Genomic DNA, 13,081 nt, shown 5'->3' on the forward strand with positions numbered 1-13,081 from the left:
CAAACCTCAGGGCTAACCTGAGGTTTGTTTTATAAAACTGATATTATGAAATTAATTAATCCTCCTAATATAATCAAAATAGCGCTGTTGACTTTAAACCTTGTCATCAGGATAAGACTTACCAAAAATATGGCTACAGTAACGGGATTAAAAAGGGAAGCAATCCCAAGATTTATGCTTACAAAAGCCATCATTACCAAAGAAGCAATATTCACGCCATCTAGTATGCTTGAAAAATACACTGAATTTCTTAGCGTTTGAATGTGGGGCTTTATTAAATAAACCACCACAAACGCAGGCAAGAAGATTCCTATAGTTGCCAATATTGCACCAGGGAAACTTCCCAACAAATACCCTATAAAAGTTGCAGTGGTAAAAACAGGACCTGGTGTGAATTGTCCTACAGCAACAGCATCAAGCAATTGTGTAGTTGTAAGCAAAGCCCTTTTTTCTACAAACTCGGACTCTAAGAAAGCCAACAATACATATCCGCTTCCATATAAGAATGCGCCGATTTTTAAAAATACAAAAAATATCATCGGCAAAGATATGCTAAACAGCTTGTCCTTTAGTCTTGTTCTGTTGTCATACAACATCATGAGAATCCCAATAGTTAATATTAGACCTATTTCAGCTAAACCAAGATAATAAAATAGCGCTGCGATCAATCCAAATACTATTTTCTTCCTGGAATCAACGACGGTTCTAAACAGTCTATAAAGAGCGGTTAAGATGATTGCCATGATTACGGGCTTTATTCCGTCTAATATTGCGCCAACTTGTGGTAGAGTCCCATAATTTACATAAAAAGTTGCAAATAACAACACTATAAGCATTGCAGGAAGTATAAAAGAAACCCCTGCATTTATAAGACCTAAAACACCTCCATGCTCATATCCAACCATTATTACCATTTCAGTGGAATTAGGTCCTGGAATCAAGTTAGTAGCCCCAAAGAAATCCATAAATTTTTCTCTATCAAGCCATTTTTTCTTAGTGACAGCTTCTTCCTCAAGCATGGCGATATGAGCTGCTGGTCCACCGAAAGCCAAGAAACCCAATTTGAGAAACGTTTTAGTTATATCTAACTGTCTTCTATTTTTTTCCTGCTTTGATAAAAGATCATATTCCTTATTTTCCATATATTCACCTCAATCAATATATACCAAAATTGCTGTGGCAATAACAAAATAATTCATAAAATCTATGTAAAATTTATTTTTAGTAACACATGTTACGCATATTTTTTTAAAAAAAGGGTATTATATAAGCATAAAGAATTAGGAGGGGTAATATGGATATGTTTTGTTTTCAATGTCAAGAAACATCAAAGGGAACTGGATGCACGAAAGTAGGAGTTTGTGGAAAGACCAGCGAAGTTGCAAACCTTCAAGACCTTATGATATATGCGTTAAAAGGGATTTCTCAATTAGCTACTAAGGCGGATGAAATAGGTTTAGAAATTGAAGGTCTCGATAGATTTATAGTAGATGGATTGTTTATGACAATAACAAATGCTAACTTTGATCGAGAAAGATTTTTAAAAAAGATTAGAGAAGCTCTATTGAAAAGAGAGGAAATCGAGAGAGCGCTTTTGGAAAAAGGCGTTGATTTAAGCAATTTATCGGATTATGCTAAATTTAGAGTAAATACTGATGAAGACATAATATACAAAGCAACTTCAGACGAAGTGGGCGTACTTAGCACAAAAGACGAAGATGTAAGATCTCTTAGAGAGTTAATAACTTATGGAGTTAAAGGCATGGCGGCATACTATGAGCATGCACACAATCTAGGTTTTGAAAATAAGGACATACCTAAATTCATGAGAAAAGCGTTGAGTATGATAACAGATGATAGTTTAACAGTAGACGATCTAGTGAAACTCACTTTAGAAACAGGAGAATATGGAGTTAAGACTATGGCTTTATTAGATGAAGCCAATACAACTACCTATGGGAACCCTGAAATAACAGAAGTAAATATAGGTGTGAGAAATAATCCGGCTATACTTGTATCAGGCCATGACTTAAAAGATTTAGAGGAATTGCTAATTCAAACTCAAGGAACTGGAGTAGATGTATATACTCATAGTGAAATGCTTCCAGCAAACTATTATCCCGCATTTAAAAAGTACGATAATTTTGTTGGGAATTACGGCAATGCTTGGTGGAAGCAAAATGAAGAATTTGAAAAATTCAATGGCCCTATACTATTTACTACAAACTGTATAACTCCACCTAAAGAATCATATAAGGACAGAGTATATACAACAGGCAGCTCTGGATATCCAGGATTTAAACATATTCCAGACAGAAAAGGTGGGAAGCCAAAAGATTTCAGTGAAATAATAGAACATGCAAAAAGACTTCCTGCACCTACTGAAATAGAAACAGGAAAAATAGTGGGTGGCTTTGCACATGCACAAGTATTCGCTCTTGCAGATAAAATCGTAGAAGCAGTCAAAAATGGAGATATTAAGAAATTCTTTGTAATGGCAGGTTGCGACGGTAGAATGAAAAGCAGAAACTACTACACTGATTTTGCGCAAGCACTTCCTAAAGACACAGTCATACTTACCGCAGGATGCGCTAAATACAGATACAACAAGTTAAACTTAGGCGATATAAATGGAATACCAAGAGTATTAGATGCAGGTCAATGCAATGACAGTTATTCATTAGCTCTTATAGCACTTAAGTTAAAGGAAATATTTGAACTAAACGATATTAATGAATTGCCTATTGCATACAATATCGCATGGTATGAACAAAAAGCTGTAATAGTGCTGCTCGCATTATTGAGTTTAGGTGTTAAAAACATTCACTTAGGACCAACCTTACCTGCATTTTTATCACCAAATGTAGCGAAAGTGCTAGTAGACAATTTTGGCATTGGCACAATAAAAGATGTAGAAAGCGACTTAGAATACTTTCTAGCTTAACAATAAAAGAACCGATAATTTGTATCGGTTCTTTAATTTATGTGGTTAACTTTATCCAGTATGGGCATATATTAAATGCATCTAAAATTTTAAGGAGGTAGGTTTATGTATAAAAGTAAAAGATTAATTGGATTGTTGTCCGCTTTAGCTCTTGTATTATCTATTTTTACATTTCCGGTTAGTTCAAATGCAGCAGGGGAAACAATAAAGATTACAGTACTGGGAACAACTGACTTACATGCGAACATATACAACTACTCATATGAAGATGGCAAGGATTTAGACAACCTAGGAATGACTAAAGTATATTCCGTAGTCAAACAAGTAAGGGAAGAAAATCCCAACACTTTGTTAATAGACAACGGTGACACAATTCAAGGCACTATTTTATCTGACGACTTATACAACAACGATTTAAGCTTAAAAAATCCAGTAATAGATGTAATGAATTTCATGGGATACGATGCTATGGTATTAGGAAACCACGAATTCAATTTTGGTTTAGAATTGATTTCTAAACTTAAAGATGAAGCGGAATTTCCCATTTTGGCTGCAAATGTTAAAAACAAAGCTGATTCCTCCAATTTTGCAACTCCTTATATAATAAAAGAAGTTGATGGAGTAAAAATCGGCATACTTGGTTTCACAAATCCAAACATTCCAAAGTGGGATGGGCCAAAAGTAACTAATTTAGAATTCTCAAAACCAGTTGATACAGCTGGAAAGTACATTGAAGAGATGAAACAGCAAGGTGTTGACATCATTATAGTTTCAACCCATACAGGATTGGAAGAAGAATACGCTTCTACTGGCGACGGCGCTATGGAATTGATCGAGAAATACCCTGAAATAGACGCTGTATTAACAGGACATGCCCATGTTACTCAAAACACACTAGTAAACGATACTTTAGTGGGAGCCGCAAAAAATGCCGGCGCTGAAGTAGTGAGATTCGATTTTGAAGTAAAGGAAGAAAATGGCGAGTTTGTAATAGTTGATAAGAATGTGAATGTGATAAGTGTTAAAGACTACAAGGCTGATGAAGAATTAATAAACTATGCCAAACCTTATCATGAAAGAACATTGGAATTTTTAAAAGAAGTCATTGGCACTGTAACTCAAGATTTCGCACCTCCATCAGAAATTCCTGGGATACCAGAGGCTCAAATTAGAGATACTGCAGTTATTGACTTAATAAACAATGTTCAATTGGAAGCTACAGGAGCTGATATTGCAGCTGCTGCGTTATTCAGCCAAAATTCCAATTTAAGAAAAGGCAATGTCACATACGCAAATATATTTGAGATATACAAGTATCCAAACACTTTGGTTGGAATAGAAATAACTGGCAAGGAATTAAAAGATTATATGGAATGGTCCGCTTCTTATTACAACACCTTTAAGCCTGGAGATATCAATATAAGTTTTAATCCAAACATAAGAGGTTATAATTACGACATGTTCCAAGGCGTGGACTATAAAGTGGATATAAGTAAACCAGTCGGTCAGAGGATTGTTGATTTAAAATTCAATGGCAAGACAGTAAAAGATACAGACAAATTTAAATTGGCAATAAATAATTACAGATATGGCGGACTTAAGAGCATGGGAATCATCAGTGGAGAACCATACTTTGAATCAGATCCAAAATCTTTGAGAAGCTATATTGCGGATTATATAAGAGAAAATTCTCCACTTGAACCTAAAGTAGACAATAACTGGGAGATAATCGGAGCTGATTTGAACCATCCTCTCAGACCTTATTTAATTGAAGAAATCAAAGCAGGCAGATTGTCACTGCCAGTATCGGAAGATGGAAGGAGCTTCAACTCAGCAGCTATAAATGCAGATGATATGATTAAAAAAGGATTGATACCTGATGAAGTATTAAAAGAATATGGAATTGAAGTAGAACCATACGAACCTGAAGAGCCACAAAATCCAACAGAACCAGAAGAACCACAACAACCTCAAAATGAAATTTATGTAGTTAAATCGGGAGATACACTTTACAAAATAGGTCAAAAAACAGGAGTGGACTGGAAAAAGATAGCTGAATTAAACGAATTGTCAAATCCAAATTTAATCTATCCAAATCAAAAGTTATTGATACCAACTTCGGCTGATGATACTGAAGTAGATGAAATAACTTATACTGTTAAATCAGGCGATACGCTTTCAGAGATTGCACTTAAATATGGTGTTGACTGGAAAGAATTAGCAAAATACAATAATTTAGCTAATCCAAACCTAATTTACCCAAATCAAAAGTTGATAATAAAAAAATAGCTACTCTTTAGTCAATTAAATGTTATAATACAAAATAGAGCCCCTAACGGGGTTTTATTTTGTATTACTTGGGTATATTATTAAAATAAATAATTTCAGGAGGAAAGATCATGACAGATTGGCTTTTAAAGAAAGTGCTAAAAGGTAACAACAACTATCAAGATCCTTTTGTAAGACAGAGAGTAGGTTATCTTGCGGGACTTGTAGGAGTGGTCATAAATGTTATGCTGTCGGTTATCAAGATAATCATTGGATTAATAATATCTTCGATAAGCGTACTAGCAGATGGTGTAAATAACCTTGCCGATTCAGCTTCTTCTATAACTACATTGATAGGTTTTAAAATATCAAATTCACCTGCTGACAAAGAGCATCCATATGGTCATGGCAGAGTAGAATACATAGCGGCATTGATTGTATCATTTATGGTCATATTGGTCGGACTTCAATTCACTACTTCTTCAATAGACAGAATCAGGAATCCTAAACCTGTTGAATTTGAAATCATTACATTTACTATACTGATTATTTCAATATTTTCGAAAGTATGGCTTTCTATATTCAACAAGAAATTGGGTGAAAAAATAAATTCGACTGGGTTAAAAGCTACCGCCGCTGATGCTTTAGGCGATGTACTCATCACAAGTGTGGTTGTATTGTCCATTGTGTTGTCCCAAGTCACTACATTTCCAATTGATGGAATTGTAGGTCTTATAGTTTCTTTCTTTATCATATACCAAGGCATTGGGCTTATAAAATACACAATAGGCCCATTAATTGGAGAAGCGCCTTCTCGTGAAATGGTTGAGAGCATATATGAAGATTTAAAAAAATATGATTACATTACTGGAGCTCATGATCTTTTGATCCATTCATATGGAGAAGGCAAATACATGGGTACAGTAGATGTTGAATTTCCCGGAGATATAGATGTAATAACAATACACAATGTAATTGACAAAGCAGAAAGAGAATTAGGAGAGAAGTACAATATTTCTCTAGTTATTCACATGGATCCGCTCGAAAAAGAGACTAAAGAAAGATATGAGCTGAGAAAAAATGTAAAAGACATAATCAAAAAAGACGATAGAGTCGAATCCATGCATGACTTTAGGGTCTTAGAAGATGAAAATGGAAAGTACATTGAACTACATGTGGTTATTAATGGAGAAAAAGTTGACAAGGAAGAAATAGCTGAAAAGATCAAAGAGGAAATTGAAAAAAGTATAGAAACTGTATCAAATGGTCTTAGGGCCAAAGTTATAATAGATGTTGACTTTGATGGAACGAGGGGATAATTTTGACAGAAACAAATCTAGTAAAAAGATTTGCAGAATATATAAGATCAGGTGAAAAAGAAGAGAATGATTTAAAACTAGGACTGGAAATAGAACATTTTGTGGTATATAAAGATGATTTGAGAACAGTCTCATACTATGGAGAAGATGGTGTAGAATCGAGCCTGGAAGAATTCTCTAAAAATGCCAAAAATATCGTTAAAGAAAATGGACATATAATAGAAGTGGATAAAGACGATTATTATATCACATTGGAGCCTGGGAGCCAGCTTGAGATAAGTATTGAAAAGAACAATTCTATTATGAGAATTGAACAAATTTATAAAGACTTTGTAAATGAGTTTTTGCCAATTCTCACAGAGAAAAATCAAACTTTAATAAACTTAGGATATCATCCTGTCACAAGGATAGATGAAATAAAGTTAATTCCCAAGGAAAGATACAATATAATGTATGATTATTTCAACTCAAAGGGAAAGTACGCACACAATATGATGAAAGGCACAGCGGCAACTCAAGTTTCTATAGATTATACAGATGAAGCTGACTATGCTAAAAAAATGAGAGTTAGCAATGCGCTCTCACCGATATTGTTTGCAATCTTTGAAAATGCATTTATATTTGAAGGAAAGCCAACGGAAAACCACTGTACTCGCGCTTTGATTTGGGAAAATTGCGATGATGATAGGACGGGCATTGTAGTTGGAAGTCTAGATGACGACTTTAAGTATCAAGATTATGCAAATTACATTTTAAATAGACCTCCCATATTTACAGTAAGAAATGGAGAAATCATAAAGACTTTAGATAAAAAGACGCTTGAGATAATAGATGAAGACAACTTGACATATGATGAAATAAAGCATATTTTTAGCATGTTTTTTCCTGATGTGAGAACGAAAACCTATATCGAGATAAGAATGATGGATTCAGTGCCGTTTGAGCTTGCTCTAAGCACTTTGGCATTGATAGAAGGATTGTTCTACAATCAGAGAAACTTAGACTACCTATATGAAAAACTTAAAAAAATCAGCTTGAAAGAAGTGGAAAAAGCCAAAGAAGAGATCATAAAAAATGGCCTTTTCAGCACATATGGCGAATACAAAATCATAGATATAGCGAAAGGATTATTGAAGTTAGCCTATGATGGACTTGACGAAAGCGAAAGAATATATTTAGAGCCACTTAATAATTTGTGTTATAATGAGCTTAATCCATATGAGAAGACAAAAAGGCTTTATGAAAATTCAAATAAATTAGACGCTTTAAGGTGGGCTATAGTAAAGGGTGACGCAGTATGACTGGAGAAGATATAAACAAGAGTTTTATCGAAATGGTATGTAGAGATAAGGATTCTTATGAAAAGGATTACCATTTGACAGCTGAAAGAGTTAGGAATTCGTCAGCAATATACAAGGGTAAACCCGTTCCTTTCACTTACAATCCTATGTTCTATTCAGAATCAGAAGAAGTGGAAATAAAAAAAATCATGGAATACATGATGCAAATTTGCGATAAAGTAACTGACGAATACATCAAAAATGCTGAATTTAGAAAGAGATTTTTATTTCCAAAAGAGATTGAAGAGCTTATTCTTTTAGAAAACCCCTATGGTGTAAATATTCCCATAGCTAGATTTGACATGTTTTACAAAGATGAGGACAATTTCAAATTCTGCGAGTTAAACACAGATGGCTCATCGGCTATGAACGAAGACAACACTATAGGCAGAATATTGCTCGAATCAAAAGCCATGAAAGACTTTAAAAATGGGTATGAATTGATAAATAGGGAATTGATAGACAAGTGGGTAGATGAGAGCTTAAAATTATATGAGAAATCCAAATTTAGAGAAGGAAATCCAAATGTGGCAATAGTCGATTTTAAAGAGAGTGCCACAACTTATGAATTCATAGAGTTTAAAAAAGCCTATGAAAGACGCGGATTAAAAGCTTTCATAGTAGACCCAAGGGATTTAGTATATTGTGATAATAAACTATACTACGAAAACACGAGAATAGATTTAATATACAGGAGAATTGTCACATTTGAATTGATTGAAAAATTCAATGAGGCAGAGGAATTTATAAAGGCATATCGAGATGGAAATGTGGTAACGATAGGCTCGTTAAGAAGCCAAGTCGCGCACAATAAGATATTTTTCAAGGTCTTGCATGACGCGGACATGAAATTTTTGTTGAATGAAACTGAAATGGAATTTATTAAAAAACATATACCTTATACTGACATATTTGGTGGAGATGAGGATGTGTTTAAAGAAGTGCTAGCAAATAAAGACAAGTACGTCATAAAGCCAATGGATATGAATGCTTCGCAGGGCGTAAGCATAGGAAGGGATCTAGACGAATTGTCTTGGGGAAAAAATTTAGAAAAAGCTTTTGATAAAAATTATATCTACCAGGAATTTGTAGAACCTTACGAAAGAGAATTCTTAGTCTATGAAAGTGGATTGAAAAGTAAAACTTTAAAGTATTTAGTTGGTGTTTTTTTATACAATAGAAAATATGCAGGAATGTATACAAGAGTAAGCGAGAATAATTTAATTTCAGGCGTAAAAGACTATTACACCGCCGCGAATGTAATTGCAAAAAAAGTCAGGTGATTAGAATGAAACAGATATTGAAAAATGATTGGCAGAATTTATTAGAGGAAGAGTTTGAAAAAGATTATTATATTAAACTGAGAAAAATCTTAATAGAAGAATACCGCAATTACACAGTATACCCTGATATGTACAGCATTTTCAACGCACTACACTATACAGCCTACAAAGACGTCAAAGTTGTCATTTTAGGGCAAGACCCATATCATGGAGAAAATCAAGCTCACGGATTGAGCTTTAGCGTTAAAAAAGGAGTACCCATACCTCCATCGCTGATGAACATATATAAAGAACTTAAATCTGATTTAGGATATGAGATACCCAATCATGGAAACCTTGAAAAATGGGCAAGAGAAGGAGTTCTTTTATTAAACACTGTTTTAACTGTGCGAAAGGGGCAGCCTAATTCGCATAAAGGACTGGGCTGGGAAATATTCACAGATAGGGTCATTCAAATTATAAATGATAAGCAAACTCCTGTCGTGTTTTTACTCTGGGGCAACAATGCCATATCAAAACAGAGCCTGATTACAAATAAAAATCACTTGATTATAAAATCGCCTCACCCAAGTCCTTTTTCAGCAGCAAGAGGATTCTTTGGATCAAGACCTTTTTCAAAGACAAATGATTTTTTAATGAAGAATGGGCTAGAACCCATAGACTGGGAAATAGAGGATATATAGAACATTTAGGAGGAACAAATGATAAATTTTGCAATAAGAGAAGAAAAAATATTAATTGACCAAATTCCAGCACTTGTACTTAAACCAGAATCAATAAGAAACGACATTCCGACGATAATCTTTTATCATGGATTTGCTTCAAGCAAAGATAATCAAAGATTTAGAGCGCAAATTTTAGCATCCCTAGGTTATCAAGTGATAGTACCCGACTGTCTATATCATGGCGATAGAGGAAAGATAGATTATGAAAAGGAAGTTTACGAAGGGGTTTTTTGGAGAATAGTTTTGAATAACATTGAAGAATATGACATCATTAAAGAATATTCAATAGATAAATTGGGTGCAGATCCGAACAGAATGGCGGTCATGGGGCATTCAATGGGAGGATTTACATCAAGTGGAATATTTGCAAAAGATAGAGAGCTAAAAACAGCTATAATTGTAAACGGCTCTTGCAATTACTCTGAAAGCAATCAAATGTTTAAAAAAGCTCTACATATTGAAGACGATGAGAAATTTGCAGAAGTAGAACGGGATATAGAAAAAAACGATCCAGCTAGAAATATAGAAAACCTTTTGGATAGGCCTCTCCTTTTGCTGCATGGAGAAGCAGATAGCGTAGTGGACATAAATCCTCAAAGAAAATTTTATGAAAAAGCAAAAGAGCTATACAAAAATAAAGAGCTAATAGAATTTATAAGTTACCCTAGGCTTAATCATCACTTCACAGTTAATATGCTCGAGAAATCAGCAGAATGGCTAGAATTATTTATATAATAAACTTGTAAAATAAAAATAAATGCAACGCTAAAAAAAGAGGAATGAGAATTGTAAACTTCCTCTTTTTTGTTTTATGAGAAAAATGTTTCATTCCCAAAATTCCACCTAATGAACCGCCAACAAAGCCCACAAATAAAAGCCTATTTTCACTAACTCTCCATTTGTTTGTTTTTGATAGTTTCTTATCTTTGCCAAATAGATAAAAAGCATATATATTTACAGCGATGATATAGATCAATAAAGCATAAAAATAATTTGACAAATTGTTCACACTCCACAGAATTTTATAAAAATTTAATCAATTGTTGTTTTTTTACATTGACAAGTATCAAAATTTATTATAGTGTAAATTTAAAATATTAGCAAATTTAGGTGGGTGCAATGGAATATAAATTTGATCTAGACAAAAATGAAATTTCAGTAAAAGAATTCAAAGCTTTTCTATCGGAAATCAAAAAGAACAATGGTGCTCTTATGCCAGCTTTACAAAGAGCTCAAGAACTTTTCAACTATCTTCCAAAGGAAGTTTTAAAAATAATTAGCGACGAGTTGAATATACCTCTGGCAGAGATTTACGGAGTGGCAACTTTTTATTCTCAATTCTCGTTTATACCGAAGGGTGAAAACCAAATAAATGTATGCCTAGGCACCGCTTGCTATGTAAAAGGAGCACAGGCTATATTGGAGGAATTCGAAAAGGAGCTAGGCATAAAACAGGGAGAAACCACGAGCGATTTAAAATTTTCAATTGGACAGGCTAGGTGCTTGGGAGATTGTTCAAAGGCACCTGTGGTGATGATTAATTCAGACATATTCCCTTTGGTAAAAAAGAAAGATGTCAAGAAAATACTCGATGATTATAGATAGAGGTGTGTCATGTATAGAGATAGACTTGTCAAAATTAGAGATGAGAAAAAGCCTGAGATTGTAGAGAAATTGCTTAGAGATGATGTTGTTGAATTAAGAGGAGAAAGAGTTGTTTTAAAGGGAGATTACTACAAAAATCAACTGCGCATAGCCCTTAGAAATTGCGACATTATAAATCCCTTCGACATTGAGGAATACATAGCGTTTGACGGCTATTTCTCTTTATACAAAGCTTTGAGCAGCCTTTCCCAAAGTGAAGTTGTTGAAACAATGAAAAATTCACTGCTTCGAGGTAGAGGAGGAGCAGGATTTCCAACAGGGAAGAAATGGGAGGAGGCTTTTTCATTTGATGCAGATCAAAAATACATAATTTGCAATGCTGACGAGGGAGATCCCGGCGCTTTTATGGATAGGTCGATTTTGGAAAAAGATCCGCACAGCGTATTGGAAGGCATGGCTATAGGAGGCTATGCAATAGGAGCAAACAAGGGCTTTATATACGTAAGAGCTGAGTATCCTCAAGCAGTAAAAACTTTAAAACACGCTATAGCTCAAGCTAAAGAAAAGGGCCTTTTAGGCGAAGATATATTTGGAATGGGATTTAATTTTGACATTGAATTGAGGCTTGGTTCAGGCGCGTTTGTATGTGGAGAGGGCACTGCGCTTATAGAGTCGATTGAAGGCCATAGAGGTATGCCTAGACCTAAATTGCAGAGGACTGCACATGTGGGGTTGTGGGGGAAGCCTACGATAATAAACAATGTTGAAACTTTTGCAAACGTCCCGCCAATCATATTGAATGGCGCTGATTGGTTTAGAAGCATAGGAACAGAAAAATCCACTGGCACAAAAGTGTTTTCTCTAGTAGGCAAAATAGAAAATGCAGGATTGGTTGAAGTGCCTATGGGTACTAAATTGAGAGACATAGTGTTTGATATAGGCGGAGGATGTCAGAACAACAAAGAGTACAAAGCTGTTCAGACTGGCGGACCATCAGGAGGCTGTATACCTAAAGAGTATTTAGACGTTGCGGTTGATTTTGAATCATTAGCTAGCATTGGGTCTATCATGGGATCTGGCGGTATGGTTGTAATGGATGAAAGCACCTGCATGATAGACATAGCCAAATACTTTTTGGAGTTTAGCGTAGATGAATCATGCGGAAAGTGCATTCCTTGTAGAGAGGGAACTCGAAGAATGTATGAAATATTAGAGCTCATAACTGAAGGAAAAGCTGATATGGAAGATTTAGAAGAACTAGAAAGGCTTGCGCATGTGGTGAGCGATACATCTTTATGCGGGCTTGGGCAAACAGCTCCAAATCCAGTTATAACTACTTTAAAATACTACAAGGACGAATATCTTGCACATATAGTTGATAAAAAGTGTCCTGCAAAGAGCTGCAAAGCATTGATAACTTATAGGATATCAGATAGATGCATAGGCTGCACTATATGCAAGAAAAATTGCCCAGTAGACGCAATCCAAGGTGAGCTCAAAGCTAAACACAGCATAGATATTGAAAAATGTATAAAATGCGGAAGCTGCTATGAGGTTTGCCCTGTAAAACCCATAAAAGCTGTAGAGATTTACTAGG

General features: G+C 34.8%; 11 protein-coding genes. 9 read left to right on the forward strand and 2 right to left on the reverse strand.

The genetic code is table 11. The features are described from left to right. Positions 1 to 29: 29 nt before the first annotated feature. Complete coding sequence (locus BO51_RS01875; protein ID WP_496483422.1) at positions 30 to 1,142, reverse strand: chromate transporter; 1,113 nt, start codon at positions 1,140 to 1,142, stop codon at positions 30 to 32. Between the two features lie 152 nt (positions 1,143 to 1,294). Between BO51_RS01875 and hcp the strand changes: the two genes are divergently transcribed. From hcp to BO51_RS01910, 7 genes are all read left to right on the forward strand, one after another. Next, positions 1,295 to 2,944 carry a hydroxylamine reductase gene (hcp, locus tag BO51_RS01880; protein WP_463261165.1) on the forward strand — a complete coding sequence of 550 codons (1,650 nt, stop codon included), beginning with the start codon at positions 1,295 to 1,297 and terminating at the stop codon, positions 2,942 to 2,944. A gap of 105 nt (positions 2,945 to 3,049) precedes the next feature. Further along, positions 3,050 to 5,233: a LysM peptidoglycan-binding domain-containing protein gene (locus BO51_RS01885; protein ID WP_496483425.1), complete on the forward strand. Its 2,184-nt coding sequence runs from the start codon at positions 3,050 to 3,052 to the stop codon at positions 5,231 to 5,233. A gap of 110 nt (positions 5,234 to 5,343) precedes the next feature. Beyond that, complete coding sequence (locus BO51_RS01890; RefSeq protein ID WP_496483427.1) at positions 5,344 to 6,531, forward strand: cation diffusion facilitator family transporter; 1,188 nt, start codon at positions 5,344 to 5,346, stop codon at positions 6,529 to 6,531. A 2-nt stretch (positions 6,532 to 6,533) separates the two neighbouring features. After that, complete coding sequence (locus BO51_RS01895) at positions 6,534 to 7,832, forward strand: glutamate--cysteine ligase (RefSeq protein ID WP_496483429.1); 1,299 nt, start codon at positions 6,534 to 6,536, stop codon at positions 7,830 to 7,832. Next, positions 7,829 to 9,154, forward strand: a complete 1,326-nt coding sequence (locus BO51_RS01900; RefSeq protein ID WP_496483431.1) for a glutathionylspermidine synthase family protein — start codon at positions 7,829 to 7,831, stop codon at positions 9,152 to 9,154. Before BO51_RS01895 ends, BO51_RS01900 begins: the two co-directional genes overlap by 4 nt. Positions 9,155 to 9,159: 5 nt before the next feature. Further along, complete coding sequence (locus BO51_RS01905) at positions 9,160 to 9,837, forward strand: uracil-DNA glycosylase (protein ID WP_496483433.1); 678 nt, start codon at positions 9,160 to 9,162, stop codon at positions 9,835 to 9,837. A gap of 18 nt (positions 9,838 to 9,855) precedes the next feature. Further along, positions 9,856 to 10,614 (forward strand): alpha/beta hydrolase family protein, encoded by a 759-nt coding sequence (locus BO51_RS01910; RefSeq protein ID WP_496483435.1) that lies wholly within the window; start codon positions 9,856 to 9,858, stop codon positions 10,612 to 10,614. Here BO51_RS01910 and BO51_RS01915 read toward each other — a convergent pair. Next, complete coding sequence (locus tag BO51_RS01915) at positions 10,607 to 10,879, reverse strand: DUF1294 domain-containing protein (RefSeq protein ID WP_496483437.1); 273 nt, start codon at positions 10,877 to 10,879, stop codon at positions 10,607 to 10,609. The two genes, BO51_RS01910 and BO51_RS01915, sit on opposite strands and share 8 nt — an antisense overlap. 119 nt (positions 10,880 to 10,998) lie before the next feature. Between BO51_RS01915 and BO51_RS01920 the strand changes: the two genes are divergently transcribed. Together BO51_RS01920 and BO51_RS01925 are read left to right on the forward strand one after the other, a co-directional pair. Beyond that, positions 10,999 to 11,484, forward strand: a complete 486-nt coding sequence (locus BO51_RS01920; RefSeq protein ID WP_496483439.1) for an NADH-quinone oxidoreductase subunit NuoE family protein — start codon at positions 10,999 to 11,001, stop codon at positions 11,482 to 11,484. A 9-nt stretch (positions 11,485 to 11,493) separates the two neighbouring features. Then, on the forward strand, positions 11,494 to 13,080 hold the full coding sequence (locus BO51_RS01925; protein WP_496483441.1) for an NADH-ubiquinone oxidoreductase-F iron-sulfur binding region domain-containing protein: 1,587 nt from the start codon (positions 11,494 to 11,496) through the stop codon (positions 13,078 to 13,080). Position 13,081 lies beyond the last annotated feature (1 nt).

It is taken from the genome of Soehngenia saccharolytica DSM 12858 (assembly GCF_059568515.1).

What these genes read in the sequence shown, in the direction of transcription:
- BO51_RS01875 (WP_496483422.1), bottom strand. Translation starts at nt 1,142, where the DNA reads ATGGAAAATAAGGAATATGATCTTTTATCAAAGCAGGAAAAAAATAGA.
- hcp (WP_463261165.1), top strand. Translation starts at nt 1,295, where the DNA reads ATGGATATGTTTTGTTTTCAATGTCAAGAAACATCAAAGGGAACTGGA.
- BO51_RS01885 (WP_496483425.1), top strand. Translation starts at nt 3,050, where the DNA reads ATGTATAAAAGTAAAAGATTAATTGGATTGTTGTCCGCTTTAGCTCTT.
- BO51_RS01890 (WP_496483427.1), top strand. Translation starts at nt 5,344, where the DNA reads ATGACAGATTGGCTTTTAAAGAAAGTGCTAAAAGGTAACAACAACTAT.
- BO51_RS01900 (WP_496483431.1), top strand. Translation starts at nt 7,829, where the DNA reads ATGACTGGAGAAGATATAAACAAGAGTTTTATCGAAATGGTATGTAGA.
- BO51_RS01905 (WP_496483433.1), top strand. Translation starts at nt 9,160, where the DNA reads ATGAAACAGATATTGAAAAATGATTGGCAGAATTTATTAGAGGAAGAG.
- BO51_RS01910 (WP_496483435.1), top strand. Translation starts at nt 9,856, where the DNA reads ATGATAAATTTTGCAATAAGAGAAGAAAAAATATTAATTGACCAAATT.
- BO51_RS01920 (WP_496483439.1), top strand. Translation starts at nt 10,999, where the DNA reads ATGGAATATAAATTTGATCTAGACAAAAATGAAATTTCAGTAAAAGAA.
- BO51_RS01925 (WP_496483441.1), top strand. Translation starts at nt 11,494, where the DNA reads ATGTATAGAGATAGACTTGTCAAAATTAGAGATGAGAAAAAGCCTGAG.